The following is a 25,871-nucleotide window of genomic DNA, read 5'->3' on the forward strand; positions in this document are numbered from 1 at the left end:
TGGTTTTTTAAAAATTCATTTATTCAAATGATAAGAAATTTAGCTTTATTTGAAAAGATTTTAGTAACGGAATAGTATATGATTAAGTTAAAGATTTAGAAAAATTTCCCTGAATTCCTTTTGCAAATCTGATTCCAGGAAGTAACCGCTAAGGGATGATTAAATGCATATTGTAGAAATTAACGCAGTATTGAAGCTGCCATCCAATGTCAGATATGAGTATTTTATTAAAAGAGTCACTGATTATGAAGAAGTCTGGAGTTTGTTCAGCGATGGCTGGGCCACTTTCAGGGATGAAGATGGGAAATTATTGATCCCCTTTTTTCCTAAAAAAGAATTTGCAGAAATCAGTGCTGAAAAAGAGTGGGCATCGTATAAAGCAAGATCAATCAGCTTGGATGATTTTATCGAGAAGTGGCTTCCAGGCATGAAAAAGAATGGCATTATCCCATCTATTTTTCCTTTAGGAAACGATATGGAAGCGGTAAGTATAGATGTTCTGCTTAAGGATCTTGAAATGGAACTGGAAAACTATTAAATGAATGCATGTTACCTAGAACAACGTTTTTTATAGAAGCAATGCAAATTGGTCAGTTTTCTTATTTGGATTTTCGGAAGTGGAGGAGAGAAAGATGTGCGCAAAAGAGGCGGAAGCATTTGTTAAAATGGCATCAGAATTCTGTCATCTGATAGAAAATTTCACATTATCCTCTGAGTCAGACAAGGTTATGAATCTTCTTAGAACGATTTCATCCTTGTATGCAGCAGCTTTGACTCTTCCAGAATCGGACCTTGCTGAAGAGAAGATCACTGTATTGGATTTTGCTTTACCGGATATCAATCTTGGAGATATCGCTGATTATTGGGCCTTGTTTGATCCATACACGGATGAAGAACCTGTTGCATGCAGTTTAAATGATGATCTTCAAGATATTTACAGAGATGTAAAGGAAGGTCTGATGATGTATCAAAAAGATAAACGGCTGGAAGCGGCATGGCATTGGAAATTCACCTTTGAATCGCATTGGGGGCAGCATGCTTTGCAGGCTATGCGTGCGCTTCATTGGGCAGTAGGGGCAGAGAGGTAAGTGGTTGAGAAAGAAGTGAAAACATAATTTTGGGGAAATAAGGAGATTGAAATGACTGTTATAAATGAAAAAGAAAATCTATTGTTGAATAGCGACTCGAATTTTAAATCATTGCTTGAAATCATCGAATCTGTTCCTAGCAGAAAAAGAACGATTTCTATTGATACTCAAGAGCGAGACAAGAATTTTCGCGATGTATTAATGCACCTTTATGAATGGCATGCCATGCTTGAGAGATGGTACCGGGAAGGTATGGATGGAGATCATCCGTTTATGCCGGCACCGGGTTATAAGTGGAGCAGTATAAAACTGTTCAATATGAAGATCTGGGAAGTATATCAGGATGTAACATTGAATCAAGCCATAAAAAAAGTAAAGTTAAGCCATGGAAGAGTAATGGACTTAATCAACTTACATACAAATGAAGAAATCATGACAAAAAAATACTATAAGTGGACAAAAACAAGTAATTTATACAGCTATTTTGAAGCAAACACATCCAGTCATTACATTTGGGCAATAAAAAAATGCGAAGTGATTGCAAATTGTATTCAAGAACAGGAAATGGATAGGTCTGTAAAGTGATTGTTCATGGGTTCCAACGTTAAAGGAGATTATTAAACTTATAAAGGGGCAGAAACATGAAAAGTATTCTTGCTGCAGACATTGCAGACTTAGATAGGTTAGTAGACATAGACAGTGAGGTTATTGGCAACGCAAGCAGGCGGGGAATGATAAAACGTGCTATCGAGAATAGACAGTGCCTCATTGCAATGGAGGAAGAAGAGATTGCTGGATTTCTCATTCATGATACCAGCTTCTTTGAGTGTGCGTTTATCTCCCTCGTTATTGTGGCCCCGTCCAAGAGACGCAGAGGATTTGCAAGTTTGCTAATGGATGAGATGGTGAAGTCATCCGCAAAAGAGAAGGTTTTTTCTTCAACGAATCAATCTAATGCAGATATGCATAAAGTCTTTCTTTCAAATGGGTTCATTGAAAGCGGCATTGTGGAAAATTTGGATGATGGGGATCCTGAAGTGATTTATTTTAAAAAACGAACTGTCTGAAATAAGAAGTGAGTTTTGATATGGAGGACTCAATGGACTATATAAACTATTTGAGATCTATGGTAGGTCATGAAAAAGTAATTATGGTTGCAGTTGGTGCGATGGTTTTCAATGAGAAGGAAGAGATATTGTTACAGCTGAGAGCAGACAGTCATACATGGGGGAAATGAATGAAGGACAAAAAAATTCACAGAGCTTTTGGAGTTTATGGCATATACACACAGGGCAAAGACCTGCTCGTGATTAAGAAGAACAGAGGACCTTACATAAATCGCTTTGACCTTCCGGGAGGAAGTTTAGAACCCGGTGAAAGTCTGACAGCCGCTTTGAAGAGGGAATTCCTTGAAGAGACTGGCATTGAAGTAAAAGTGGTAAAAAACGTTGGTATAGCAGATTTTATGCTGCCATGGGGCTGGAATGATTATGAATATGTTCATCACATTGCGGCATTTTATTTAGTTGAAAAAGTTGGCGGCAATTTAAAGATCCCTCATCAGTTTGAAGGCCAGGATTCGCTTGGTGCGCTTTGGATATCAAAAGGTGAGGCACGTATAAATGAGGCATCACCGCTGGTTCTTAAAGCATTTAGGTGGGTAGAAGAAGAGGTGCTCAGTCCTGATGTTGAGGTGTATGAAGAGTGGGAAATAAAAGATTGAGAAGAAAAGGAGACCTTCATGCAAGAAAAAAAGTCACACTACAACTTCGAAGAGTACGACAACCCCTCGCTCTATGACGGGGAAAACGATTCTTATACAAGCGACATTCCCTTATTGGTGAAATGGGCATCGCTGACAAAAGGAGCAATAATCGATATTGCCTGCGGTACAGGGAGAGCCACTATTCCTTTAGCGAGGAAGGGTCATCGCGTAATTGGAGTGGATGTCCATAAAGGAATGCTGGATGAGGCAAGGAGAAAGTCTTCAGACTTACGTCTTGAAATCGATTGGATACAGCAGGACTGTATGGATTTAAACCTCGAAACCACAGCGGATCTCACCTATTCCGTTGGAAATTCTTTTCAGCATTTTCTTACAAACGATGAACAGGATAAGCTATTGGCTTCAGTCAGCCGGCATTTAAATCCTGATGGGATTTTTATTTTTGGAACCAGATTTCCCGGCGCAGAAGAGCTGTTTCCAGCAGGGACAGAGGAATTTTGGCAGACTTATGAAGATGCAGAGTCTAAGTTGCAAGTAGACGTATACTGCCTATCCTCTTATGATCCCATCAGCCAGATCCAGCATAACAAAACAATAAGGAAGTATAAGAATGAGGCGGGAGAGGAAGTTAAAGAGAAAAAAACTGAGATATCTCTGCGCTATGTGTTTCCTATGGAAATGGAAAGACTGCTGAGTATGAACGGGTTCAAGATAATAAACGTATACGGGGACTGGAATGAGGATCCGCTGACAAGCGGAAGTAAAGAAATGGTGTATGTTTGTCAAAAAGCAGAGGAGAAGTAACCAGCTTTGTAAACAAAAAAGGGTACTGCATTAATGCATAATGCAGTACCTTTTTCTGTGTAGCCAGTTTGATTATAACGCTTCTTTACCACCCGCGTGCATACTGCTTAGGCGCCTCAATCTCAACGCCAAGTTCAGCTGCTGCATTCCGCGGCCAGTATGGGTCACGAAGCAGGGCGCGTGCAATGAAGATAAGATCTGCTCGGCCGTTGCCAAGGATTTCTTCAGCCTGTGTTCCGGTTGTGATCAGGCCGACAGCACCAGTATCGATGCCGGCTCCTTCGCGGATGCGCTCGGCAAATTTCACCTGGTAGCCAGGGAAGACTTTGATATCTGCCGGAACAAGGGCACCTGAGCTGACATCAATCAGATCGACTCCCTGTTCTTTCATCCATGAGCAGTAATCCACGTAATCCTCAACATTCAGTCCTTCCGGGTTGTAGTCTTTTGCAGAGACCCTTACAAACAGCGGTCCGTCCCAGACTTCGTTAACAGCATCAATGATTTCTTTCAGGAAGCGGTAGCGGTTTTCTTTGCTGCCGCCGTATTCGTCTGTCCGCTGATTGGAAAGCGGCGAGAGGAACTGGTTGATTAAGTATCCGTGTGCGCCGTGAAGCTCGATGATATCAAATCCCGCTTTTTTCGCACGGATTGCTCCGTCTTTAAAAGCTTGAATGGTTTCTTTAATTTTTTCTGTTGTCATCTCAACAGGTGTTTTGCTTTTTTCATTGAATGCAAGGGCGGATGGTGAGACAATCTCGCCTTCAAGGACCGCTTTTCTTCCTGCATGTGCCAGCTGGATTGCCGTTTTGGCGCCATTTTCTTTCATGCCATCAACTAATTTTTTCAGGCCTTCGATATGGTCATCGCTCCAGATGCCAAGATCCTGCGGAGAGATTCTGCCCTGAGGCGTAACGGATGTCGCTTCAATCATGATTAGCCCCGTACCGCCAATGGCGCGGCTAATGTAATGGGTCATATGAAAATCCTCGACCATTCCGCCTTCGCGGTGTGATGAGTACATGCACATCGGAGACATGACGATCCGGTTTTTAAGTGTAACGTTTTTTACGGTGTATGGTGTAAATAAGTGATTCTTCATGTTTGATTGCCTCCCTGAGTGAAATTTCATAAAAAAAGTATATCAGCTTTGCGGTCAGAGTTCATGTAAGTTGCCTGACGATGGAGCATTGAGTGAATGCTGCCCTATAATCAGGAGCACCGGAGAAATAGGGTAACAAAAAGGAAAAATGCATCCTTATTATCAGGAGCGTCGAAAATATGGGGTAGCAAAAAGTAATAATGCTATCCCATAAACGCGAGCGCCGAAAATATGGGGGAACAAAAAGTGAAAATGCTATCCCATAATCGCGAGCACCGAAAATATAGGGTACCAAAAAGCGAAAATGCTGCCCTATAATCGGGAGCACCGGAAATATAAGGTACCAAAAAGACAAAATGCTGACCTATAATTAGAAGCTCAAAAAATATAGGATACCAAAAGTGCAAACCCACTCCTCCAAATCCACTCCCCATAGCCAAAATGACCCTCTTTTAAAAATTGCGAAAATTCTTTAGAATAGAGTCAGCATCTATTTTAGGAGGTCTCATCATGACAGCAAAATGGCAATCGAAACAGCAGCTGACAGAGCTTTTAACAGGACTAGTGAATCTTGCGAGCATCACGGGATCAAAGGATGAGATCGCTCTTGCCCAGCATCTTTATTATGTGCTGAATGATTTTCCTTATTTCAAAGAACATCCGGATCATGTGAAACTGCATCCTCTTGAAGACGGCCGCTATTTCCTGACGGCTTTTGTTAAAAGCAAGAAAGAAACTGAAGATACGGTAATCCTTATGAGCCATTTCGATGTGGTGGATGTGAAGGATTACGGCCATCTTGAGCATCTTGCCTTCCGTCCTCATGAATTGACGAAAGAGCTGACCAACGCAGTGAATCTCCTGCCTGCTCCTGTAAAAGAGGATATTGAAACTGGCGACTGGCTGTTTGGCCGGGGAACGATGGATATGAAGGCAGGACTGACGGTTCAGCTTGGCATGCTTGAGCAGGCGATGAACGGGGAGTTTGACGGGAATCTGCTCCTGCTGACGGTTCCTGATGAAGAAGTGAATTCAGCAGGGATGCTCGGTGCTGTGCCCGTCCTTCAAAAGCTGAAACAAAAACACGGTCTTTCCTACACGGCCTGCGTCAATTCAGAGCCGATGTTTTCGAGGTATCCGAATGATGAGAACTATTATGTGTACAGCGGATCAATCGGAAAAGTACTGGCCGGATTTTACTGCAGCGGGGTGGAAACCCATGTTGGGGAGCCTTTTTCGGGACTGAATGCGAATTTGCTTATTTCCGAGCTGAACAGGCTGCTTGAGCTGAATGAAAACTACTCGGAAAGAGTCGGGGGAGAAGTGACACCGCCGCCGATGAATCTTATGCAAAAAGATTTGAAAGAGGAGTATTCGGTGCAGATTCCGCATGAAGCCGTTTCGCTGTTTAACATTTTGACGATGAAACGCAGCATGCTTGAATTGCACGGGATGCTGATGAATACCGCCTCTGCCGCAGCGCGCAGAGTGGAGAAGTTTTATGATGAAAAAGCCAGGCATTACAGCAAGTCTGTCGGCTACACGCCTGCATCCTACCGGGTAACGGTCATGTCTTATGACGAACTGCTTGCCTACGCCATTCAAAAGGTCGGCGAGGAAGAAGTCAACAGGCACATAGGGTACTTGAAAGCCAACCGCGGTGATCTTGATGACCGTCATTTTACGAATAAAATTGTTTCCGGTCTGTCCGGGCTGTGCAAGGAGCTTGCTCCTTTAATCGTTGTGTTCTACAGTCCGCCGTTTTATCCGTCCGTTTCATCTAAAGAGGACGCGTTTATCCAGGAGGTCCTGTCGGATGTGCAGAGCTATGCCGGCAGCAATTTCGGAATCTCTCTTGTGAATCAGGAGTACTTTGCGGGCCTGTCGGATCTGAGCTTTCTTCAGCTGCGTGACAGTGAGGAGTCAATCCGCGAGCTGACGGCCAATATGCCGATCTACGGGGATCACTATAAGCTGCCGCTTGATGAAATTAAAGCGCTGAATATTCCTGTTTTAAACGTCGGCCCTTACGGAAAAGACCCGCATAAGTGGACAGAGCGCCTGCATCTGCCGTACTCCTTTGAAACGTGCCCGGAGCTTCTGAATTATACATTGAAACAAATTTTTAAAAAAGCAGACAGTGATGAACTGCATCAGGCTTGAGCTGAAAAATTCGAGGGGACTTACCCTCATCGGCCATTTATATGAAGCAGCTTCCCGCAGACTTGTCATCATGTGCCGGGTTTACGTCGGACAAGTCATCGCGTGGCCGGTTCGACCGGTTTGCCGCTGTCTTCCAGTCGCTCGGATGGAACGTGCTTGCCTTTGATTTCAGCGGCTGCGGCGAGAGTGATGACGATACGCTGACAATGGCAAAAGAAAAGGATGATCTTCAGTCGGTTATTGAATACGCAAAACAACGCGGCTTTCATTCGATTGTCCTTTATGGCCACAGCCTTGGAAGCAGAATCTATACAAGAGAAGTGAAAACGATGATTCTGACTGGTGCGTCAACAGGCCCGAACACGTACAACTGGAATGACCACTTCACAGCTGAGCAAATGAGAGAGCTGCATGAAACAGGAGTGATTACAGAGCATCTTTCCTCCGGTCCCCGGAAACAAATCATCATCGATCAGCAGATGCTCCTTGATTTTGAACAGGGGAACCAGAAGGAGCTGCTGTCGGCCGTTGCTTGTCCGATTTTGATCATACACGGGAATGCGGACGAAGAAGAAAGGATGCTTTCGGAGACGTCAAAAAGGGGAATGAAGTGGCTGCCTGAAGGTTCAAAACTTGAGGTGATCGATGGAGCTTCGCACAGTTTTATGGAGCATCTTGATGAAGTTGAAAAGCTTGCTGTAGAGTGGCTATGCAGTCAGATAGACGGGGGAGGGAGAACAGAATGTTCATCGTAAACGCAGAAGGAGCCGTTTTTAAAGAAGATAAATGGCTGATTATCGAACGCAGCCTGCAGGAGGAGCACGCCGCAGGGCTGCTTTCCCTGCCAGGCGGAAAAGCCGAAAAAGAAGGCGCTGCAATGGATATTCTGGAAAACACGGTCAAACGGGAAGTGGAAGAGGAGACAGGTGTTGTGGTTAAGGATGAAGTCCAATATGTTCATAGTGCATCGTTCGAGTCAGATGACGGCTTTCCTGTCGTGAACATCGTGTTTTTATGCGAATATAAAAGCGGGACGGCCCATCCGAAAAGCGAGGAGGAAGTTTCGGCTGTTGCCTGGATGACGGCGGAGGAAATTTTTGCTCAATTCGAATGCACCTGTGTGGCTGAAAACCAGTATCCGTCTTGCAGAACGCAAAAAAGCGGCAGGCGTCATCCTTTAACGGGATGGCGTCCGGCCGCTTTTTTTAATATCGGGTCAGACTTTCATTTGCTTTTACAGTAAGCAAAGAAGATCTGCCGCTGTTTTTAATCAGACTGTGTCTCTTCAGCCAGTTGTCCACCGATTTCAGGTCGTACATGATTTCTGTGTTTCCAGAGCTGTAAGGACTGATATCATACTGGCCGACAATTCGTCCCCCAAGCAGGATCGCCGGGTGGTTAGGAAGGGAAGAAAGGGCATCAATGTACTTTTTGACGTTCGGAAGATGATATACGATAGATACTGAAAGGCAAATCACTTCCGGTTTCCAGAGTTCTGCTTTCTTGATGGCGTACTCCAGCGGAAGATTTGGTCCTAAGTAATGGGTTTCCCAGCCCTGCTGATCAAACAGGCTGTTGACCATCTTCAGTCCGAGATAATGCTGCTCGCCTTCCACGCAAAGCAGCATGGCCTTGTTTCTGTTTTCTGACTCGGGATACTGTTCCGGTGGATACAGGGTTGAAAGGATAAAGTCGCACACAACACTTGCAAGGTGTTCATCTGCAACCGTAATCTCATTATTTTCCCATAAGTCCCCGACATGCTGCATGGCGGGGGTAAACAACTCTTCAAACAGTTGGATCCGTGACAGGTGACTGTGGTCCTTAACCAGCTGAACAGCGGCTGTTTCATTGCCGTCAAGCAGCAGGTTTGCAAACTCAAAAGCTGCTGAACTCTTCATACAGAGCACCCCATTTCTCTTTATTTCTCGTTCATTAGTGCATCTGTGCCGGCTTTAAGGTAAGCCAGGTAGGCAGACACTCTCTCCTGATCCTGAATCTCCATTTCAAGGAGCACTTCTTTCAAGTAATCATAGTTATCAATCAAATGCTGCGTCTTCATGCCGTGTTTGACAAGAATGCCGTTCAGCCAGATGGCATAGTCCGCAAACACCTGGGCATTTTCCAGGTCATAGGCGGTTTGAAGGTGCTTAAGATGATGATGATTATCTTCTCTGCATTTCTCTTTGCCTTTTTCTCCGAATCTCTCAAGAAGGGACGGCTCATTTTGATAGATTTTCTCGGTTGCTTCATATACAATCTGATCCGCAGGGAAAAAGCTCATCGCGCGACCACCTTGTATTGTTTTACCTTTGGAATGACAGCAGCGAGTTCCTGATCCGGATACTTCTTTTCAAGGTCATGAATCTTTTTGAAATCCTCGCTTTTGACCCAGTTCATGTAATCTTCTCTTCTTTCAAATAGCAGCTGCACGGTTAATTCTCCCGGCCGCTTATCATTTTGCAGAAGCAGAAAATCAACAAATCCGTCTGCTTCATCTACCATTCTTGAACGGTTCTGATATATGGAAATGACTTCTTCGGCCTTTGCATCCGGCACATCGAAGGTCGAAAAAACTGTATACATGCAACCACCTGTCTGTAAATGTGACGTTCCTTTTTAACTTCAACAAGGCTGAGATATTTCCTGCACCTTATCTTGTCAAGTATGCTCTTTTTGAGCGTTTTTTGCAAACAATTCACCCATTTCGGCAGAGCGTTCCGTCGCTGTTTTCACACATTCTCTTAATGCTTTTTTAACGGCATAGTGCTCAAGCCTTGCAATGCCGGCCTCTGTCGTGCCCCCCGGACTTGTTACTTCTTTTCTGAGAAGTTCCGGCTGTTTTCCAGAATGCAGGAGCATTTCGGCCGCTCCTAGGAGAGTCTGGGCAATAAGTGCTTTTGCCGTGTGTGCTTCAATGCCATTATCGGCTGCAGCTGCTTCCAGTGCCTCTGCTAAGTAATAGATGTAGGCAGGTCCGCTCCCTGAAAGGCCTGTAACCGCATCGAGCTGGTTTTCTGAAACGTGCACGACCGTACCGATCGCGCGGAACAGTTCGGATGCTGCATCCAGTTCCGCCTGGCTGACTTCCGGTGTGCAGGCAAGGGCGGTTGCCGATTTCCGGATGGCAGCTGATGTATTTGGCATAGCCCTGATTACGGACAGTTTTTTTCCGAAAAGCTCCTGAATCGTTTCTGTAGAAATTCCCGCAAGGACTGAAATAATTAATTGGCTGCCTGTCACATGCTCCCGTATGCTTTCAATCCCTGCTCTGACATCTTTCGGCTTCATGGCAAGAATGATGATATCGGCATGTTTGACAGCTTCGCGCTTGTCTCTTGTGACTGAGACTCCGTAGGACTCTTTTAAAAATGAAAGGCGTTCATCATTTGAATGGTTCGTGACAACTAGTTGGCCAGGGAGGCAGACACCGTCGCTGATTAACCCGTTGATGATGGCTTCGGCTATAGCTCCTGCACCTGTAAATGCGATGTTTTTCATCTTTTTCCTCCTGAAATTTTTTTCAAAATAAAAACCGCCTCGTCCAGTAAAAAAAGGACGAAACGGTTTCCGCGGTACCACCTTCATTGAGCGACGTGAATCACTCCAGCTTATGCTCCCGTATCGAGGGGCAGCGTCAGGTTTGCCTGAAAGCTCACAGGGCAGGTTCGACCGGCAAGAGGATGATGAAACCTTTCAGCCGGCGGGTTTCATTCTCTGTTCATCATTGCGGATCTACTATTCCTGTTCACAGCTCATTACGTTATTTATTTTGCAGCATTCGCGCGTTAAAGCATATTAGTTGTTCATCATTATGCGAGGTTGGACAGGCGTTTGTCAAGGAGTATTTTTTCAATAATGACCGGTGAATTATTTGAAAATAATGACACGTTTGCAGGGAACGTGTAAAATAGGCTTAATAATAGGTGAATAAGCATTCATTTTACATGTATTGAATATAGTAGACATATATAAAAATAACAAAATGAGGACGATGGTATGAAACTAAAATCAGATTACATAATCCCTATCACCCTCCCGACGCCTTTTCCTGTGGGGGATGTGAACGTTTATCTTGTAAAAGGAGACCGCCTTACCCTGATTGATGCCGGCCCGAAAACACCTGAGGCATTTGCCGCTCTTACAGCCCAGATGAAGGATGCCGGGTACCGGCCGGAGGACATCGAACAGGTGATTTTGACCCACCACCATCCGGATCATGTCGGGCTGCTCGATTATCTGCCCGAGTCTGCTGAAGTGATCGGTCACCGCTACAATGCTCCGTGGATCAGCCAGGACCAGGTATTTATGGAAGAGCAAAAGACCTTTTTTCTGAAGCTGTTTGCCGAGTTGGGCGTTGAAGAAAAGCAGCTTCCTTACCTTGCGAGATTTGTATCGAATCTAAAATATTCATGCAAACGGGAGCTCTCATCAGACCTTAGAGAAGGAGATCCTGTTCCGGGAATGAACGGGTGGCACGTCATTGAGACACCGGGGCATGCGCAGACGCATATCGCGCTTTACAGGGCTGAGGATGGCATGATGTTTGGAGGGGACCATATCCTGAAGCATATATCGGCAAATCCGTTATTGGAACCGTCGATGGAAGGCGGGGCGCGGCCGAAACCGCAGCTGCAGTTTAATGAATCCTTTGAGGCTCTTTTGAAAATCCCGCTCTCAAGTGTGCATTCCGGGCATGGTGAAACTGTCGCAAATCCGCACGAACTGATACAATATCGGTTGAAAAGACAAAAAGAACGCGCCTATGAAGTGCTGTCGTTTTTAAAAGAAAAGCCGATGACAGCGTTTGAAGTATCCGAAAGGCTGTTTCCGCATCTTTATCAGAAGCAGATGATGCTCACGATGTCAGAAACGGTGGGACAGCTGGATTATCTGGAAGCTATGGGGGAAATTAAGGGTCAAATGGAAGGGGTACACATCCTTTACTCTTGCTGAGGTGAGCGAAATGAATCAAAAACTGAAAGACCGCTATGTCGTCATTACAGGCGCATCAGGCGGGATCGGCGAAAAAATGGCCGCACTCGCAGCGGCAAGCGGCGCACATCCAATCCTGATTGCAAGACGGGCTGACCTGCTTGCGGCAGCAGCAAAACGAATCTCTGATCAATATGGCGTCACCTGCACGTATTATCCGCTGGACGTAAGCGACCTGGACGCTGTTGCACAGACGTTCGCCCGGATTTTAGACAGTGTTCCCCAGATTGATGTGCTTGTGAACAACGCCGGTTTCGGCATCTTTAACACAGTGGAAGAAGCAACGCTGGATGAAATGACCTCCATGTTTGAGGTTAACGTATTCGGACTGATCGCCTGCACCAAAATGGTCCTGCCGGGGATGAGAGCACGGAACGACGGCCATATCATCAACATTGCCTCACAGGCCGGAAAGCTCGCAACACCGAAATCAAGCCTGTACTCAGCCACAAAGCATGCGGTTCTCGGCTTCACGAACAGCCTCCGGATGGAGCTTGCCGGCACCGGCATTCACGTAACATCTGTCAATCCGGGCCCTATCCAGACGAATTTTTTCAATATTGCAGATCAGAGCGGAACGTACGTGAAAAATGTTCAGCGCTTCATGCTTGATCCTGATAAAGTATCTGAAAAAATTGTCAGCGCCATGATGACCGAAAAGCGCGAAATCAACCTTCCCGGCTGGATGAATGCCGGCAGCAGCTTTTATCAGCTCATGCCGCGCGTGTTTGAAAAGCTCGCGGGAAAAGCACTATCAAGAAAATAAAGACAAAAAACAGCCCTGCTCTCATGAGCAGGGCTGTTTTTTGAGGGGAAAACTCATACTTTACCAGTGTTTACCTCATACTACGTGTAATAATCTGTTACCAGGAGGTGAAGGCCGGACATGAATGGACCAACCAATGAAACAAAGAAGCTTCAGCAGATTCAGAAGGAACAGGGCGAGCTCGAGCAATTTGCAGGTGAGGAAATCCGGGAAAATGCCTGTGAAAACATGGAGCGCTTATCCGCCATATTCGGAAAAAGCGCTGATCTGAAGACATTGGTTTATGAACAGGAGGCCTTCACATTCGGCATCGCCTATCTAGACGGAATCATCAATAAACATCAGCTTGAAGAAACGGTCATTGAACCGCTCATTGTCCATCAGCAATCTTTGAAAGCCGGGGGTGCAGACAGAGAGACCCTGATTGAGAATCTTATTTCTCCTGCTGCGGTGCTTTCAGCAGCCTTTCATTACAAGCAGCTGCTCGAATCACTGTTAAACGGCAGCGTTCTTCTATTCATTGACGGCCTGAAAGTAGCGTATACCATTCCTTTGGAATACTGGCCTTACAGGTCAATTGAAGAGCCTCAGACTCAAACGATGGTAAAAGGGCCGAGAGAAGGCTTTATTGAGTCTCTTCAAATTAACATGACACTGCTGAGGAGGAGAATTGCCACGCCGTCCCTGCATTTTCTTCCGCGCACAATCGGGAATGTGACAAGAACGAAACTTCTTGTCTGTTATATGGAAAAGCTTGTAGACCGTGATGTTCTCAATAAACTGCTTGTAAAAATAGACAAAATCAAAACCGACAAGGTCTTTGATACGGGCATGCTGGAGGAGTTATTGGAGGAGAAGCGGTTTACCCCGTTTCCCGCTTTTCAGTCGACAGAAAGGCCGGATGTTGCAGCCGCCGCCATTGCCGAGGGCAAGGTGGTCATTATGATGGAAGGAACGCCTTTTGCCATTATTGTACCGGCCACTTTCTGGTCCTTTTTTCAGGCTGCAGAGGATTATTACAATCACTTTGACCTGGCGACCTTTATTCGCTTCATCCGGCTGATTTCATACATCATTGCCCTTGCGCTGCCGGCGTCCTATATTGCGGTAACCACCTTCCATCAGGAACTGATTCCTCCGAATCTTCTGGTCAGTCTCGCAGCCCAGAGAGAGGGCGTTCCGTTTCCCGCCTTTCTCGAGGCCCTTCTGATGGAGCTGATCTTTGAGATATTAAGAGAAGCTGGAATTCGGATGCCGAGGCCGATCGGTTCTGCGGTTTCCATTGTCGGCGCAATTGTCATCGGAGAATCCGCCGTTGCTGCAGGGCTTGTGTCGCCAGCAATTGTTATTGTCGTCTCCCTGACAGCTATTGCGAGTTTTGTATCTCCTTACTATTCTTTCAGCGGAACAGGAAGGCTGCTCCGGTTTATTCTGATGATTCTTGCCTCAACACTTGGAATTTACGGGATGATTATGTTTATGATTGCACTTGCTATTCATCTGAGTTCGCTGCAGACCTTCGGTGTGCCGTACTTTGAACCTTTCGCTCCTTTTAAAGCGGAGAAACAAAAAGACAGCTTTCTGCGGTTTCCTCTCTGGTGGACGCAGACAGCTTTCTACTTAAAGTACAGAAGAAAACTGGAAAGCGGGAAACCGAAATGAAAGCATACCTTGTATTTTTCCTCCTTCTTTTTCTGATAACCGGCTGCGGCCGGACAGAGCTGAATGATCTTATTGTTGTATCGGGAATCGGAATTGATAAGAGCGGGGAGGGGCTGCTGATGCACTTTCAGGTCATCAATCCAAGCGGTACGGCTGCTTCGCAGAGCGGTGCGCCTAGCGGCGGATCGGGAGGCCCGGTGTACACGTATTCTTTTGAGGGGAAAAATGCGAGCGAAATTCTGCAAAAGGCTAAAAACACTATTTCGCGGAAACTCTATTTCTCCCATGTATCTACCATTGTCGTGAGTGAGCGTTTTGCAGCCGAAGAGGGCCTTCTGCCGGTACTTGAATTTACCGAACGGTTTTATCAGATCAGAAGGAACGTCAATTTTCTGATTGCCAAAGATGCGGATTCCTCCTCCATTTTGAAAATGTATACGCCCATCCAGAAGATGCCGGCATTATCGCTTGAATCACGGATTCCAAACACAAAAAGTTCAATGGGTTTCAGAGCCGGAATCACATTAAAATACATTTTAAAATGGTTTTCCAATCCTCATCAGGAGCCCTTCATTTTCGGAGTGGAAAAACAGCAAAATCAAAAGGCAGCCAGCAAAACGGAAGATTTGTCCAGCATCGATGGAAATCCGAACAGCTTTACGATTACCGGTCTGGCATTATTTAAAAAAGACAAGCTGATTGACTGGCTCACATATGATGAATCACGTTCGCTCGGACTGATGAAGGGACTTGTGTCAGGGCCGTCTGTCTACACGATTGATTGTCCAAATGCGAAATCCGGTTCCATCATTCTTGTTGCGCAGCATATGAAAGGCTCCCTATCATATGTAAAAGCAGATGTCCCGTCTTTTCAGACCCGCATCCGCATCAAGGGCTTCGTCCAGGAAGCATCCTGCAGCAAGTCCCTCGACAATTCCGGGCAGATTAAACAAATTGAGAAACTGGCAGAAAAGAAAATCAGCGGGGAACTTCAAGCTGTATTTGAAAAGATAAAAGAAAACAGCACCGATTCTTTCGGTTTAAGACGGATCATTTTTGAAGCCGATCCTCAACTGTTTAAAAAGTGGGAGCCAAGATGGGACGAACTGTACCAGGAGGCCAGACTGAGTACAGATGTTACATTTACGATTGAAAATACCGGGTTAAGGATGAAGAGCATGTATGAAGACAACTAATCGCCGTTTTGTACTTGTCCTTTCTGTCTTTTGGCTTTTTACTCTGGCATATACAGCGGATTATATGATGAAGATTGGCCTGTTCCAGTTTGCCGACTGGACCCGGGCCGTCTTCAGCCCGGTTATCCGGTTCATCCTTGGAGGTATGCAATGAATCACAAACTTACTGAGGCGCAGCTCTTTCTGCTTAATATCAGCTTTGTAACAGGCAGTTCGATCCTGATGGCACCGGGACTGACGGCAGCCTATGCCAGAAATGACGCGTGGCTGTCCATGCTTTTCGCTTTGGGTGCAGGACTGCTGCTGAACGTTTTTTTTCTGCTCTGTCTGAAGCAGTTCCATTATGCCTCCATATTTTCTGTCATGGAGCAGGCGGCAGGCCGTTATGCAGGGACGGCAATAAACATCATCATTATTTTTTATTCTCTTCACTTAGCAGCCTATGTCGTCAGGAACCTGAGCAACTTTATGACTACCTCTATCAGCCCTGAGGCAAGCAGCTTCACGTTTCAGGCTGCCATTATTTTAATTTCGCTTTATTCGGTCTATTTTGGGGCCAACAACCTGGCAAGGGTTAATCAGTTTTATGCGCCGATCGTCATGATGCTTCTCTTTTTTTCCTTTATTTTGGTCATCAATCAGTTCGATTTCTCCAATCTGAAACCTGTTCTTTACCGGGGAATAAAACCTGTTTGGAGCGGAGCCTATACGACAATCGGCTTCCCCTTTCTTGAAATGCTGCTCCTTTTTTCTCTCACTGGCTATATGAGCAAGAAAAAAAACATTCCCGCGGCCTATCTTTTTTCCCTGTTTACAGGAGGAATCATCCTTGTGCTGATCGTGCTGTTCAGCATTGGCATTCAGGGCTACGATCTCGTTCAGAGACAAACCTATTCAACCTTTGAACTTATGCGGGATATTGACATCATTGACCTGCTTGAACGGGTGGAAGTGCTGATCGGGATTGCCTGGATCTTTGGGATTTTTGTGAAAATCACAATTTGCTTTTTATGCGCCATGCTTGGCTTTCAGTCCATCTCCAGGCACCCTACCTACCGCCCTTTCTTATTGCCGGCAGGAGTTTTCGTTTTCGTGCTCTCAAATGGCATCCATGAAAATATTATCAGCTTTTCGGATTTCGTCTCAAGCTATTGGACGATTTGGTGGTTCGCCCTGTACCTCCTGTTAACCCTTACAATGATTGCCGGGATTCTTTTTAAGCGCCATACAAAAACGCTGAATTAAATGGACCCGGCGTGCCATTTAATTCAGCTCCTGATTTGTGACATAGCCGTACACGGTATCTTCCACAGCCTCAAACCATTCGGATCCTTCCGTTTCTCTCTGTTCCCTTACTTTTGCAACAAGCTCAGCCGCTTCCTCTTCACTGAGCCTGCCATCCATCTCATACTGCTCAAAAGATTGCTGAATCATCTTCCAAATCCATTTCTCGTTCATAGTTCACCTCGTTTGTATCCTGATTATATGAGGGTTTCCGGAGAATGCCAAGCTGAGATTTTTTGTCCGGCTTACGGGTGTTAGGGGAGGTCCGGCTTTTTAGTGTCCTCCATTTTTGATTTTTGGTTTTTGGGGGTAGGATACCGATGAATTCTTTTCTGTCCTTCGGAGCTAAACAAGGCGATTCCGCTTTTCGTGTTGTCCAGCTCCATCGCTCAACTCCTCTGTCAGAACGGAATCGCCGGTAAAGGCAAAAGGCGCCTTTTCCGGCGATTCCTTTTCTGACTCCCGGAGCTAAACGAGCGATTCCGCTTTTCGTATTGTCCAGCTCCATCGCCTAACTCCTCGGCCAGAACGGATCCGCCGCAAAAAGCAAGCCCGGCTTTTTCCGTCGGATCCTTTTCTGTCTTTCGGAGCTAAACAAGGCGATTCCGCTTTTCGTGTTGTCCAGCTCCGCCTCCTAGTCCTTCTGTCAGAACAAAATCCCCCAAAAAGTCAAACCCGGACTTTTCGGGTGATTTCTTATCTGACTGAAAGGATTGAACAGTCGGCTCCGCTTTTCGTGTTGTCCAGCTCCATCGCTCAACTCCTCTGTCAGAATGGAATCGCCGGTAAAGGCAAAAGGCGCCTTTTCCGTCGATTCCTTTTCTGTCCTTCGGAGCTAAACAAGGCGATTCCGCTTTTCGTGTTGTCCAGCTCCGCCTCCTAGTCCTTCTGTCAGAACAAAATCCCCCAAAAAGTCAAACCCGGACTTTTCGGGTGATTTCTTATCTGACTGCCAGGCCTGAACAGTCGGCTCCGCTTTTCGCAGAAAAAACTACCATTGAAATCGAACGTATATTCGCTTACTATTAGCATATACTGAATGGGAACATATATTCTGTTGTGAGGAGTAAGAACGATGATTGAGGATTACAGTCAATTTCCAAAACGAAAGATTCTGTGCATTGATATGAAGAGCTTTTATGCCAGCTGTGCCGCGGTTCTGGAAGGTCTTGACCCGCTTACGTGCCATTTGGCGGTGGTTGGTGACACAGAAAGGCAAGGGAGTATTGTTCTGGCAGCTTCGCCCTGTCTGAAAAAAGATTTTGGCATCAAGACCGGATCCCGTCTGTTCGAAATTCCGAAAGATTCCCGCATTCGGATTGTGAACGCAAAAATGGCTTCTTTTGTCCGTATTTCGACTGAACTGACGCGCCTTTTTCACCGGTATGTCCCGAAGGATGCCATCCACACGTACAGCGTCGACGAAAGCTTTATCCAGGTTGACGGAGTGGAGGGGATTTGGGGAGATGCGTGGGAGGTTGCTGCAAAAATCAGAGATGATATGGACCGTGAATTTTCGCTGCCGTGTGCAATCGGCATCGGACCCAATATGCTGCTTTCAAAAATCTGCCTTGATCTTGAGGCGAAGAAAAAGGGCATTGCGGAATGGACGTACGACGATGTGAAAGAAAAACTGTGGAAAGTGCAGCCGCTCCGGGAAATGTGGGGCATCGGCAGTAGAGTCGAAAAAACGCTGAACCGGATGGGTATTTTCAACGTAGGGCAGCTTGCCGCCCATCCGCTTGAAGTGCTTGAGAAAAAGTTCGGAATTATGGGCAACCAGCTTTATTACCATGCCTGGGGCGTTGATCTCTCTGAAATTGGTGCGCCGATTCTGCAGGGGCAGATCAGCTTCGGGAAGAGCCAGATTCTCATGCGGGATTATCCTGATCCGGAAGAAGTAAAGCACGTGATTCTTGAAATGTGCGAAGAAGTCGCAAGAAGGGCGCGCACGCACAGGAAGGCAGGCAGAACGATCAGTCTCGGCATCGGCTACAGCCATGATGAGCTTGGGGGCGGATTTCACCGCTCCCGGACGATGGACCGGCCGACCAACATCACCATGGAGCTCTACGAAACATGCCTCGCCTTATTTGAACAATTTTACGCACATAAAACCGTCCGGAAAATTTCGATTGCCCTCTCCAACATTGAAGATGATTCCGAAATGCAGCTCGATTTATTCCAGCCAAACCGCGAAAAAGAACAGATCCTTGGCTATGTCATGGACTCCATCCGCGGGAAATACGGACCCAATGCCCTGCTGCGGGCCGTTTCCTATACAAACGCAGGCACAGCAAGGCACCGCGCCAAGCTTGTCGGCGGACACAAAGCGTAAAAGGAGGGATACTCATGATTCGGGATCGGGGCAATATCAAATGGACATCCATGATGCTGCCTGAGCATGTAAAAATCTTAAGAGAACTTGAAATTGAACAGGGCTATAAAACGAAGCCCGCAGTAGACGAACAGCAGCTCGAGCATTTTAACGAAATCATCAGTCTCGCCATGGAGGAGAACCGCGAGCTTGCGTTCACCTACTACGAACATCACGATTTTCACGTGCTCAAAGGCCGCGTACACTACGTAGATCCGATCCGCGGATGCCTGCGGATCATCGGCGAAGACCACACGCGCGTTGATCTGCCAATAGAAAAAATAACGGATATAGGGGAGAAGGAGTGAGGTGAAGGCGGGAGGAGGATGCCTGCCTTTTCTTGCGAAGATGTGAGAATGGGCGTGATCATACTGATCATGCTCTTTTTGTTGTATCGAGTTATAATCCTGTTTTAAAACACTTTGCAGGCGTTTGAGATGGGGAAAAGTGTTGTAATGGGATTTTAAGAACACTTTGGAGATGGGAGAGACGGGAGAAAGTGTTGTAATCGGATTTTATGAACACTTTGTGTATGGGAGGGGCGAGAGAAAGTGTTGTAATTGGTTTTTAAGAACACTTTGAGAATGGAAGAAGCGGGTGTAATTGTTGTAATCGAGCTTTAAGAACACTTTGGAGATGGGAGAGGCGGGAGAATGTGTTGTAATCGGTTTTTAAGAACAGTTTGGAGACGGGAGAGCCAAGGGAAAGTGCTGTAATCCTGTCTTAAGAACTTTGGAGGCTCCGCCGGAAAAAGCAAACCCTGCTCTTTCCGGTGGATTTTTTTAACCTTCTGAACTAAACGGCCGCCTCCGACCTCCTACTCCGCCCTAACCACCGACTGAAACACGCCCTTATGCGAACCGTCGCAAAACGGCATTTTTTTGGAGAGTCCGCAGCGGCAGAGAGAGAAGCTCTGTTTGGTCTGGAAGACGTTTCCTTCTGCGTCGATGAGTTCGATGTCTCCTGTTATGCGCAGGGAGCCGTTGTCGTTTACTTTAATTACGGGTTTGGTCATCTTATCACTCCTTCTATATTTAGACGTTATTCGGCTGGGGCATGGGGTATGACAGGCAAGCCTCGGTGCGCATCTGACCGAGTTGTGATAAAATGTCCCTAAGCAACCTGAAACGAGGAGACATGACGTATGGAAATTAAATGGACAGACCGTGCCATGAAAAAAATAGAAGGCAGTGTGCAGGCTCACTCCGATAAACAAGTGAAGCTCAAATATGATACGGACGGCTGCGGATGCGTGGTCAGCGGAGTGACTGCACTCTGGCTTGTTGATGAAAAAGACGGGGATGATGTTCAGATTGAGACGAACGCATATCCGGTTCTGGTTGAAAAATCAAAGATGGTGTTTCTGGATGAAAAGATGACAATTGATTTTAACGAGACAGCGAACAGCTACATGCTGACATGTCCTTCGCAAATCTTGAATCCGCGCATGAGTCTGACTGTAAAGTGAGGTGGAGAGAAAGATGAAGGACCGCTTAACAACTCTTAAAAACATCGCATTAAATAAAACATGGGTTTCGTTTTTGAACAGCAACCATCCGTACACCCTGCTTCACTGGTCGATCGGCGGAGTGTTTGAGGAAAAGAAGGATGTCTGGCTGCTTCAGGATGAAATGACATTTGAAGCACAGGAATTTGCCACAATTGATGAAGCAATTGCCTGGCTTGATGAACATATGCATGACATTACGGACGTGCTTGGATAAACCCCAAAAAGCCCTGATTCAGTTGGAATCAGGGCTTTTTTACGTTTTATACAGTTGCTTCCTGTTCTTTCATTTCTTCATAAAATTCATCAATGATCCGTTCATATTCCTCGCGGTTTTCGGTGTAGGACATGGCGTGGGCGCCTTTTTCAGCAAAGTACAGCTTTTTCATCCCGGATTTTTTCTCGAACAGCTGCTGGGTCATCGCTGACGGTATGTAATCGTCGTCTTTGCTGTGGATAAACAGAACAGGATGCTGAATTCTGTCCATCACCGCAATCGGTGAAACGTCCTGGATGGTGTACCCGTCCCGCAGTTTCAGAAACCGCCTTGCAATCGGCATCACAAGGTAGCCGGGAAGCTTGAAGTCGGATTTCAGACGGTATAGCAGCTGCTCTTGAAGATCTGAAAACGGACAGTCGGCAATATAGTAATCAGCACCGTCTTCTACGAGTCCTGCATAAAGCAGCGTCGTGACGGCGCCCATGGATTCCCCGTGAATGCCGAGGTGCAGGTCATCGCCGACACGGTCCTTCAGCCAATGCACGACAGACTGAAGGTCGTACTTTTCATAATGCCCGAAGCTTGTTGTTTTACCGCCTGTTTCTCCATGCCTTCTGTGATCATAGATCAGCACATTGATGCCCCGTTTTAAAAACAGCTTCATGTACTTGACGGAGTTAATCCGGTTCATGGTAACTCCGTGGCAGATAATGACATAGGAGGAGGTGCTGTGGGGGGCAATCAGATGGCCCCTGATGTCATATCCGAATTGGGACGGGATGGACACTTCAATTTTGTTGTAGGCTTCATACTCGCTTTCGTCGTAATGGCCGTCTTTTGTTTCGCGGTCAATAATTTCTTTGTCTGACTTCTTTCGCATGTACATCATCTGGTTGGTGAAAAAGAATCCTACGACAAAGATGTAGGAGAGGATGATGCCAGCTCCGATCAGCCACTTTTTCATCTGCATTCTTCCTTCCGCTGTATAATACATCCATTTTATCACGAAGAAGGAAAAGGAGAAAAACAAAAGCAGCAAGCACATGGGGCTTGCTGCCGCGTTATTGTTCCGAGTTTTGGCGTTTTGTCGGATGTACAGCCTTTTCCATTTCTTCAAAAGCCATCATTTGCTTTGGCGTATCTGCATTCGGCTTGCCTTTTTGGCTCTTAGATGCCTTTTCGTTTGTCATGATATCCGCTCCTTTCTGTCATCTAAGATGTGAAATAAGAGGGAGAAATATACATGGAGGTGAAACAACTTGTCCGTTCGCTCCGTATAGATAAAAAGGAGAGTGACTGTAATGAAATTAACAGGAATCGGTATAGCTGTTTCAAGCGCTGCAGGCTTCATCAGCTATACAGCTGGAGATCTGCAGCTGCTGTTTATCGTGATGTGCGGGATCTCGCTTATCTGTTTTGGCATCTCGGGTTTTATGACCTATGCTTTTCTTGGAGGAGAGGCTATGCACACAAATTTCCAATCAGAAATAGCCGTGCATAGAAAGACAAGGGCAGATTGGGCAAAGGACTTATTTCTTGCAGGTCTGCCAAGCTTCGGGGCGGCAGTTATATCCACTGCTGTTTTATTCAGTTAAGAAGCGTTTTTGACCGTTTGCTGAGCTGATACTGTTTGCTTTGAACACTTCCTGAAAGATGCGGCTCGATTACCTCAACTGCTTTCAGAAGCTGGCTCATGTCAATGCCTGTTTCGATGTTCAGAGCCTGCAGCATATGCAGCACGTCCTCTGTTGCAGCATTTCCTGTAGCACCGGGTGCGAAAGGACAGCCGCCGAGTCCGCCTGCAGAAGTGTCAAACCTGTCAACACCTGCCTGCAGCGCTGCGTATATGTTGGCAAGCGCCATGCCTCTTGTATCATGGAAATGGGCCGTAATCAGCACGTCCGGCAGCGCTTTTTTCAGCCGTGAAAAAAGCTCATGCACCTCAAGTGGATTTGCCATGCCAATGGTGTCAGCTACACTTAAGTCATCAACTCCCGCATCTGCAAACTGTCTGCAAAGATCAACAACGGCATCCGCTTCTATTTTTCCTTCATACGGGCAATAAAAAGAAGTCGAAATACACGCCCTCACAAAAAAGTCTTCTTCTTTGAGCGAGCGGATCAGCGGCAGAAGCTTCTGCATGCTTTCTTCTGTTGTCGCGTTAATATTCTTTTGATTGAAGGTGCTGCTGACTCCCACAAAAAAAGCCACGTCTTTGCAGTTTGCTTCTTTTGCACGCGCAATCCCTTTTTCGTTCGGAGTCAGAACAAGGTTTCTGTTCTCATCGGAACAATAGGTGATGATGTCTCCAGCATCCTTCAGCTGGGGAACCCACTTTGGCGAGACAAAAGAGGTCAGTTCCATTTCTTTGAATCCTGCCTTTTTAAGTTCTTTAATAAACTGAATTTTAACGTCTGTCGGAATTTCATTTTTTTCATTTTGCAGCCCGTCGCGGGGACCGACCTCAATTAATGTCGCCTGTTTTGGCAGATTCATAGGAAGCACCAGCCTTTCGGATTTTTGAGTACCTTCAATTTCTGGTTTTCAGGTTTTGAGGGTGCGATTCAGCAATTTGCGTACCCTCAAATTTTGATTTTGAGGTTTTGAGGGTACGATTCAGCATTTTGCGTACCCTCAAATTCAGATTTTTAGGTTTTGAGGGTACGAATCGGGATTTTGCGTGCCCTCAATTTTGGATTTTGAGGTTTTGAGGGTACGATTCCGCATTTTGCGTACCCTCAAATTTTGATTTTCGGGTTTTGAGGGTACGAATCAGCATTTTGCGTACCCTCAAATCTTGATTTTCGGGTTTTGAGGGTACGATTCCGCAATTTGCGTACCCTCAATTTTGGATATTGAGGTTTTGAGGGTACGAATCGGCAATTTGCGTACCCTCAATTTTGGATTTTTGGGTTTTGAGGGTACGAATCAGCAATTTGCGTACCCTCAATTTCGGATTTTGAGGTTTTTGTGGTACGAATCGGCATTTTGCATACCCTCAAATTTTGATTTTGAGGTTTTGAGGGTACGATTCAGCATTTTGCGTACCCTCAAATTCAGATTTTTAGGTTTTGAGGGTACGAATCGGCATTTTGCGTACCCTCAAATTCAGGTTTTTAGGTTTTGAGGGTACGATTCCGCATTTCTCATTGTCCAGCTCCATCGCCCAGCTCCTCCGTCAGAACAAAATCCCCCAAAAAGTCAAACCCGGACTTTTCGGGTGATTTCTTTTCTGCCTGTCGGAGCTAAACGGACGATTCCACTTTTCTCATTGTCCAGCTCCATCGCCTAACTCCTCGGCCAGAACGGATCCGCCGCAAAAAGCAAGCCCGGCTTTTTCCGACGGATCCTTTTCTGTCCTTCGGAGCTGACCAAGGCGATTCCGCTTTTCTCATTGTCCAGCTCCATCGCCCAGCTCCTCCGTCAGAACAAAATCCCCCAAAAAGTCAAACCCGGACTTTTCGGGTGATTTCTTTTCTGCCTGTCGGAGCTAAACGGACGATTCCGCTTTTCGTATTGTCCAGCTCCGCCTCCTAGTCCTTCTGTCAGAACAAAATCCCCGAAAAAGTCAAAACCGGACTTTTCGGTGATTTCTTATCTGACTGCCAGGCCTGAACAGTCGGCTCCGCTTTTCTGATGTAAGGGTTTACATATTCCCATATTAATAGTTTACTAAGAGTGTATGCAACTGAAAGCTGAATTTTGAAAAGATTGCAGGAATTTATCAGGATTTAGCGAAACCAATGGATAAAGCCATGACAAAGGGGATGAGTGTAGTATGAGCAGCAATGAAGTAGTCATCGTGAGTGCTGTCCGCACGGCAATCGGGAGTTTCGGAGGAGCGCTTAAGGGTGTGTCTGCGCCGGAGCTTGGAGCGATTGTGATTAAGGATGCTCTTGAAAAAGCGGGTTTAAAGGGAGAGCAGGTTGATGAAGTCATTATGGGGAATGTGCTGCAGGCGGGACTTGGTCAGAATCCGGCGCGCCAGGCGGCTATGAAAGCGGGCCTTCCTGAAAATGTGCCGTCTATGACGATTAATAAAGTGTGCGGATCCGGTTTGAAAACGGTCCATCTTGCTGCACAGGCAATTTTATCAGGGGATGCAGAGATTGTGGTTGCAGGCGGTATGGAAAATATGAGCCAGGCGCCTTACATATTGAAGAATGCGCGGGACGGATTTAAGATGGGCGATCAGAAGCTGATTGATACGATGGTTTCTGATGGTCTGACGTGTGCGTTCAATAATTATCATATGGGTGTGACAGCAGAGAATTTATGCGATAAATATGAGATTAAGAGAGAAGAGCAGGATGAGTTTGCAGCATGGAGCCAGCAAAAAGCAGTGAAGGCGATCGAGTCCGGTACGTTCAAATCGGAGATTACTCCTGTAGTGATTCCTCAGCGAAAAGGGGATGCTGTAACGTTTGACACAGATGAATTCCCGCGAGCCGGCACAACGGCAGAGAAGCTCGGCGGACTTCGTGCAGCGTTTAAAAAAGAAGGATCTGTGACGGCAGGAAATGCGTCCGGTATTAATGACGGTGCGGCAGCTGTCGTGGTCATGAGCAGAAAAAAAGCAGAAGAGCTTGGCATTCAGCCCCTTGTTAAAATCACAGCCAATGGAAATGCAGGCGTAGATCCAAGCATTATGGGGATTGGACCTGTCGCAGCTGTTCAAAAAGCGTTCCAAAAAAGCGGGCTGACAATGAATGACATGGACCTTGTCGAAGCGAACGAAGCGTTTGCGGCCCAGTCGATTGCCGTTGACCGCGAACTTCATTTTGAGAAAGAAAAACTGAATGTAAACGGCGGCGCCATTGCTCTTGGGCATCCAATCGGAGCAAGCGGCACGCGCATTTTGGTCACGCTGATTCACGAAATGAAGCGCAGAAATGCAAAGCACGGCCTTGCCACCCTTTGCATCGGCGGCGGACAGGGTGTTGCGACAATCGTTGAAAATCTTTCATTGGAGGGATAAATG

30 protein-coding genes and 2 pseudogenes are annotated in these 25,871 nt (G+C 46.2%); 22 read left to right on the forward strand and 10 right to left on the reverse strand.

Annotated elements, in window-relative coordinates; translation table 11 throughout:
* The first annotated feature begins 163 nt into the window (after positions 1–163).
* The 7 genes and pseudogenes from MHB63_16610 to MHB63_16640 all read left to right on the forward strand — a co-directional run bounded on the left by MHB63_16610 (position 164) and on the right by MHB63_16640 (position 3,618).
* Entirely contained in the window at positions 164–538 is a 375-nt protein-coding gene (locus MHB63_16610) for a DUF2750 domain-containing protein (GenBank protein ID MEK3808142.1), read from the forward strand.
* Between the two features lie 94 nt (positions 539–632).
* On the forward strand, positions 633–1,088 hold the full coding sequence (locus tag MHB63_16615; protein MEK3808143.1) for a DUF5063 domain-containing protein: 456 nt from the start codon (positions 633–635) through the stop codon (positions 1,086–1,088).
* 51 nt (positions 1,089–1,139) lie between these two features.
* On the forward strand, positions 1,140–1,673 hold the full coding sequence (locus MHB63_16620) for a ClbS/DfsB family four-helix bundle protein (protein ID MEK3808144.1): 534 nt from the start codon (positions 1,140–1,142) through the stop codon (positions 1,671–1,673).
* A gap of 56 nt (positions 1,674–1,729) precedes the next feature.
* Positions 1,730–2,155 carry a GNAT family N-acetyltransferase gene (locus MHB63_16625; protein MEK3808145.1) on the forward strand — a complete coding sequence of 142 codons (426 nt, stop codon included), beginning with the start codon at positions 1,730–1,732 and terminating at the stop codon, positions 2,153–2,155.
* A gap of 32 nt (positions 2,156–2,187) precedes the next feature.
* Positions 2,188–2,319, forward strand: a pseudogene (locus MHB63_16630) (DNA mismatch repair protein MutT).
* 6 nt (positions 2,320–2,325) lie between these two features.
* Positions 2,326–2,811, forward strand: a complete 486-nt coding sequence (locus MHB63_16635) for an NUDIX hydrolase (GenBank protein ID MEK3808146.1) — start codon at positions 2,326–2,328, stop codon at positions 2,809–2,811.
* A gap of 18 nt (positions 2,812–2,829) precedes the next feature.
* Positions 2,830–3,618: a class I SAM-dependent methyltransferase gene (locus MHB63_16640; GenBank protein MEK3808147.1), complete on the forward strand. Its 789-nt coding sequence runs from the start codon at positions 2,830–2,832 to the stop codon at positions 3,616–3,618.
* A gap of 85 nt (positions 3,619–3,703) precedes the next feature.
* On the opposite strand, the gene namA is transcribed toward MHB63_16640, so the two are convergent.
* Positions 3,704–4,720 carry an NADPH dehydrogenase NamA gene (gene namA, locus MHB63_16645; protein ID MEK3808148.1) on the reverse strand — a complete coding sequence of 339 codons (1,017 nt, stop codon included), beginning with the start codon at positions 4,718–4,720 and terminating at the stop codon, positions 3,704–3,706.
* 510 nt (positions 4,721–5,230) lie between these two features.
* Here namA and MHB63_16650 point away from each other — a divergent pair.
* The 3 genes and pseudogenes from MHB63_16650 to MHB63_16660 all read left to right on the forward strand — a co-directional run bounded on the left by MHB63_16650 (position 5,231) and on the right by MHB63_16660 (position 8,064).
* Positions 5,231–6,883 carry a M20/M25/M40 family metallo-hydrolase gene (locus MHB63_16650; GenBank protein MEK3808149.1) on the forward strand — a complete coding sequence of 551 codons (1,653 nt, stop codon included), beginning with the start codon at positions 5,231–5,233 and terminating at the stop codon, positions 6,881–6,883.
* Positions 6,884–6,924: 41 nt separating this feature from the next.
* The gene (locus tag MHB63_16655; GenBank protein ID MEK3808150.1) at positions 6,925–7,638 is read left to right on the forward strand and encodes an alpha/beta hydrolase; all 714 of its coding nucleotides are present in this window, start codon (positions 6,925–6,927) and stop codon (positions 7,636–7,638) included.
* Positions 7,626–8,064 (forward strand): annotated as a pseudogene (locus MHB63_16660) (NUDIX domain-containing protein). Before MHB63_16655 ends, MHB63_16660 begins: the two are co-directional and overlap by 13 nt.
* 24 nt (positions 8,065–8,088) lie before the next feature.
* Here the strand turns inward: MHB63_16660 and MHB63_16665 are convergent.
* The 4 genes from MHB63_16665 to proC all read right to left on the reverse strand — a co-directional run bounded on the left by MHB63_16665 (position 8,089) and on the right by proC (position 10,384).
* Positions 8,089–8,784 (reverse strand): cobalamin-dependent protein, encoded by a 696-nt coding sequence (locus MHB63_16665; protein MEK3808151.1) that lies wholly within the window; start codon positions 8,782–8,784, stop codon positions 8,089–8,091.
* Between the two features lie 20 nt (positions 8,785–8,804).
* Entirely contained in the window at positions 8,805–9,167 is a 363-nt protein-coding gene (locus tag MHB63_16670; protein MEK3808152.1) for a hypothetical protein, read from the reverse strand.
* Positions 9,164–9,469 carry an antibiotic biosynthesis monooxygenase gene (locus tag MHB63_16675; GenBank protein MEK3808153.1) on the reverse strand — a complete coding sequence of 102 codons (306 nt, stop codon included), beginning with the start codon at positions 9,467–9,469 and terminating at the stop codon, positions 9,164–9,166. Before MHB63_16675 ends, MHB63_16670 begins: the two co-directional genes overlap by 4 nt.
* Positions 9,470–9,544: 75 nt before the next feature.
* Positions 9,545–10,384 carry a pyrroline-5-carboxylate reductase gene (gene proC / locus MHB63_16680; GenBank protein MEK3808154.1) on the reverse strand — a complete coding sequence of 280 codons (840 nt, stop codon included), beginning with the start codon at positions 10,382–10,384 and terminating at the stop codon, positions 9,545–9,547.
* Positions 10,385–10,882: 498 nt separating this feature from the next.
* Here proC and MHB63_16685 point away from each other — a divergent pair, with 498 nt between their 5' ends.
* The 6 genes from MHB63_16685 (at position 10,883) to MHB63_16710 (ending at position 16,747) form a co-directional block, all read left to right on the forward strand.
* Positions 10,883–11,839 (forward strand): MBL fold metallo-hydrolase, encoded by a 957-nt coding sequence (locus MHB63_16685; protein MEK3808155.1) that lies wholly within the window; start codon positions 10,883–10,885, stop codon positions 11,837–11,839.
* A 10-nt stretch (positions 11,840–11,849) separates the two neighbouring features.
* The gene (locus tag MHB63_16690; protein MEK3808156.1) at positions 11,850–12,644 is read left to right on the forward strand and encodes an SDR family oxidoreductase; all 795 of its coding nucleotides are present in this window, start codon (positions 11,850–11,852) and stop codon (positions 12,642–12,644) included.
* Positions 12,645–12,764: 120 nt separating this feature from the next.
* Positions 12,765–14,306: a spore germination protein gene (locus MHB63_16695; protein MEK3808157.1), complete on the forward strand. Its 1,542-nt coding sequence runs from the start codon at positions 12,765–12,767 to the stop codon at positions 14,304–14,306.
* Positions 14,303–15,502 (forward strand): Ger(x)C family spore germination protein, encoded by a 1,200-nt coding sequence (locus MHB63_16700; GenBank protein ID MEK3808158.1) that lies wholly within the window; start codon positions 14,303–14,305, stop codon positions 15,500–15,502. Before MHB63_16695 ends, MHB63_16700 begins: the two co-directional genes overlap by 4 nt.
* Positions 15,489–15,656, forward strand: a complete 168-nt coding sequence (locus MHB63_16705) for a hypothetical protein (GenBank protein ID MEK3808159.1) — start codon at positions 15,489–15,491, stop codon at positions 15,654–15,656. Before MHB63_16700 ends, MHB63_16705 begins: the two co-directional genes overlap by 14 nt.
* Entirely contained in the window at positions 15,653–16,747 is a 1,095-nt protein-coding gene (locus MHB63_16710) for an endospore germination permease (protein ID MEK3808160.1), read from the forward strand. The genes MHB63_16705 and MHB63_16710 overlap by 4 nt, the downstream gene beginning before the upstream one ends.
* Before the next feature lie 18 nt (positions 16,748–16,765).
* Here MHB63_16710 and MHB63_16715 read toward each other — a convergent pair whose 3' ends face one another.
* On the reverse strand, positions 16,766–16,960 hold the full coding sequence (locus tag MHB63_16715; protein MEK3808161.1) for a YqzH family protein: 195 nt from the start codon (positions 16,958–16,960) through the stop codon (positions 16,766–16,768).
* A 901-nt stretch (positions 16,961–17,861) separates the two neighbouring features.
* Here MHB63_16715 and MHB63_16720 point away from each other — a divergent pair.
* Positions 17,862–19,124: a UV damage repair protein UvrX gene (locus MHB63_16720; protein MEK3808162.1), complete on the forward strand. Its 1,263-nt coding sequence runs from the start codon at positions 17,862–17,864 to the stop codon at positions 19,122–19,124.
* Between the two features lie 14 nt (positions 19,125–19,138).
* Positions 19,139–19,471, forward strand: a complete 333-nt coding sequence (locus MHB63_16725) for a YolD-like family protein (protein MEK3808163.1) — start codon at positions 19,139–19,141, stop codon at positions 19,469–19,471.
* 509 nt (positions 19,472–19,980) lie between these two features.
* Here the strand turns inward: MHB63_16725 and MHB63_16730 are convergent.
* Positions 19,981–20,178, reverse strand: coding sequence for a CDGSH iron-sulfur domain-containing protein (locus MHB63_16730; protein MEK3808164.1), 198 nt, complete (start codon positions 20,176–20,178; stop codon positions 19,981–19,983).
* Between the two features lie 129 nt (positions 20,179–20,307).
* Here MHB63_16730 and MHB63_16735 point away from each other — a divergent pair, with 129 nt between their 5' ends.
* Both MHB63_16735 and MHB63_16740 read left to right on the forward strand, forming a co-directional pair.
* Positions 20,308–20,631: an iron-sulfur cluster biosynthesis family protein gene (locus MHB63_16735; protein MEK3808165.1), complete on the forward strand. Its 324-nt coding sequence runs from the start codon at positions 20,308–20,310 to the stop codon at positions 20,629–20,631.
* 13 nt (positions 20,632–20,644) lie between these two features.
* Positions 20,645–20,887, forward strand: a complete 243-nt coding sequence (locus MHB63_16740; GenBank protein MEK3808166.1) for a DUF2552 family protein — start codon at positions 20,645–20,647, stop codon at positions 20,885–20,887.
* Positions 20,888–20,933: 46 nt separating this feature from the next.
* Here the strand turns inward: MHB63_16740 and MHB63_16745 are convergent, their stop codons facing one another.
* Together MHB63_16745 and MHB63_16750 are read right to left on the reverse strand one after the other, a co-directional pair.
* Entirely contained in the window at positions 20,934–21,854 is a 921-nt protein-coding gene (locus tag MHB63_16745) for an alpha/beta hydrolase (GenBank protein MEK3808167.1), read from the reverse strand.
* Between the two features lie 97 nt (positions 21,855–21,951).
* Complete coding sequence (locus MHB63_16750) at positions 21,952–22,080, reverse strand: hypothetical protein (protein ID MEK3808168.1); 129 nt, start codon at positions 22,078–22,080, stop codon at positions 21,952–21,954.
* A gap of 111 nt (positions 22,081–22,191) precedes the next feature.
* Here MHB63_16750 and MHB63_16755 point away from each other — a divergent pair, with 111 nt between their 5' ends.
* Positions 22,192–22,485 carry a DUF5316 family protein gene (locus MHB63_16755; GenBank protein ID MEK3808169.1) on the forward strand — a complete coding sequence of 98 codons (294 nt, stop codon included), beginning with the start codon at positions 22,192–22,194 and terminating at the stop codon, positions 22,483–22,485.
* On the opposite strand, the gene MHB63_16760 is transcribed toward MHB63_16755, so the two are convergent.
* On the reverse strand, positions 22,478–23,386 hold the full coding sequence (locus MHB63_16760; GenBank protein MEK3808170.1) for a hydroxymethylglutaryl-CoA lyase: 909 nt from the start codon (positions 23,384–23,386) through the stop codon (positions 22,478–22,480). The genes MHB63_16755 and MHB63_16760 overlap by 8 nt on opposite strands.
* Positions 23,387–24,668: 1,282 nt before the next feature.
* On the opposite strand from MHB63_16760, the gene MHB63_16765 reads away from it, so the two are divergent.
* The gene (locus MHB63_16765) at positions 24,669–25,868 is read left to right on the forward strand and encodes an acetyl-CoA C-acetyltransferase (protein ID MEK3808171.1); all 1,200 of its coding nucleotides are present in this window, start codon (positions 24,669–24,671) and stop codon (positions 25,866–25,868) included.
* Positions 25,869–25,871 lie beyond the last annotated feature (3 nt).

Origin of the sequence: Bacillus sp. FSL H8-0547 (assembly GCA_038002745.1) — a bacterium.
GTDB lineage: Bacteria > Bacillota > Bacilli > Bacillales > Bacillaceae > Bacillus_P.

Bases quoted from the DNA above. Each gene is read 5' to 3' on its own strand.
- MHB63_16755 (MEK3808169.1), top strand. From the start codon at position 22,192: ATGAAATTAACAGGAATCGGTATAGCTGTTTCAAGCGCTGCAGGCTTC.
- MHB63_16685 (MEK3808155.1), top strand. From the start codon at position 10,883: ATGAAACTAAAATCAGATTACATAATCCCTATCACCCTCCCGACGCCT.
- MHB63_16735 (MEK3808165.1), top strand. From the start codon at position 20,308: ATGGAAATTAAATGGACAGACCGTGCCATGAAAAAAATAGAAGGCAGT.
- namA (MEK3808148.1), bottom strand. From the start codon at position 4,720: ATGAAGAATCACTTATTTACACCATACACCGTAAAAAACGTTACACTT.
- proC (MEK3808154.1), bottom strand. From the start codon at position 10,384: ATGAAAAACATCGCATTTACAGGTGCAGGAGCTATAGCCGAAGCCATC.
- MHB63_16740 (MEK3808166.1), top strand. From the start codon at position 20,645: ATGAAGGACCGCTTAACAACTCTTAAAAACATCGCATTAAATAAAACA.
- MHB63_16710 (MEK3808160.1), top strand. From the start codon at position 15,653: ATGAATCACAAACTTACTGAGGCGCAGCTCTTTCTGCTTAATATCAGC.
- MHB63_16745 (MEK3808167.1), bottom strand. From the start codon at position 21,854: ATGAAAAAGTGGCTGATCGGAGCTGGCATCATCCTCTCCTACATCTTT.
- MHB63_16705 (MEK3808159.1), top strand. From the start codon at position 15,489: ATGAAGACAACTAATCGCCGTTTTGTACTTGTCCTTTCTGTCTTTTGG.
- MHB63_16665 (MEK3808151.1), bottom strand. From the start codon at position 8,784: ATGAAGAGTTCAGCAGCTTTTGAGTTTGCAAACCTGCTGCTTGACGGC.
- MHB63_16765 (MEK3808171.1), top strand. From the start codon at position 24,669: ATGAGCAGCAATGAAGTAGTCATCGTGAGTGCTGTCCGCACGGCAATC.
- MHB63_16715 (MEK3808161.1), bottom strand. From the start codon at position 16,960: ATGAACGAGAAATGGATTTGGAAGATGATTCAGCAATCTTTTGAGCAG.
- MHB63_16620 (MEK3808144.1), top strand. From the start codon at position 1,140: ATGACTGTTATAAATGAAAAAGAAAATCTATTGTTGAATAGCGACTCG.
- MHB63_16650 (MEK3808149.1), top strand. From the start codon at position 5,231: ATGACAGCAAAATGGCAATCGAAACAGCAGCTGACAGAGCTTTTAACA.
- MHB63_16695 (MEK3808157.1), top strand. From the start codon at position 12,765: ATGAATGGACCAACCAATGAAACAAAGAAGCTTCAGCAGATTCAGAAG.
- MHB63_16700 (MEK3808158.1), top strand. From the start codon at position 14,303: ATGAAAGCATACCTTGTATTTTTCCTCCTTCTTTTTCTGATAACCGGC.
- MHB63_16725 (MEK3808163.1), top strand. From the start codon at position 19,139: ATGATTCGGGATCGGGGCAATATCAAATGGACATCCATGATGCTGCCT.
- MHB63_16615 (MEK3808143.1), top strand. From the start codon at position 633: ATGTGCGCAAAAGAGGCGGAAGCATTTGTTAAAATGGCATCAGAATTC.
- MHB63_16625 (MEK3808145.1), top strand. From the start codon at position 1,730: ATGAAAAGTATTCTTGCTGCAGACATTGCAGACTTAGATAGGTTAGTA.
- MHB63_16670 (MEK3808152.1), bottom strand. From the start codon at position 9,167: ATGAGCTTTTTCCCTGCGGATCAGATTGTATATGAAGCAACCGAGAAA.
- MHB63_16655 (MEK3808150.1), top strand. From the start codon at position 6,925: ATGAAGCAGCTTCCCGCAGACTTGTCATCATGTGCCGGGTTTACGTCG.
- MHB63_16640 (MEK3808147.1), top strand. From the start codon at position 2,830: ATGCAAGAAAAAAAGTCACACTACAACTTCGAAGAGTACGACAACCCC.
- MHB63_16730 (MEK3808164.1), bottom strand. From the start codon at position 20,178: ATGACCAAACCCGTAATTAAAGTAAACGACAACGGCTCCCTGCGCATA.
- MHB63_16635 (MEK3808146.1), top strand. From the start codon at position 2,326: ATGAAGGACAAAAAAATTCACAGAGCTTTTGGAGTTTATGGCATATAC.
- MHB63_16690 (MEK3808156.1), top strand. From the start codon at position 11,850: ATGAATCAAAAACTGAAAGACCGCTATGTCGTCATTACAGGCGCATCA.
- MHB63_16610 (MEK3808142.1), top strand. From the start codon at position 164: ATGCATATTGTAGAAATTAACGCAGTATTGAAGCTGCCATCCAATGTC.
- MHB63_16720 (MEK3808162.1), top strand. From the start codon at position 17,862: ATGATTGAGGATTACAGTCAATTTCCAAAACGAAAGATTCTGTGCATT.
- MHB63_16750 (MEK3808168.1), bottom strand. From the start codon at position 22,080: ATGACAAACGAAAAGGCATCTAAGAGCCAAAAAGGCAAGCCGAATGCA.
- MHB63_16675 (MEK3808153.1), bottom strand. From the start codon at position 9,469: ATGTATACAGTTTTTTCGACCTTCGATGTGCCGGATGCAAAGGCCGAA.
- MHB63_16760 (MEK3808170.1), bottom strand. From the start codon at position 23,386: ATGAATCTGCCAAAACAGGCGACATTAATTGAGGTCGGTCCCCGCGAC.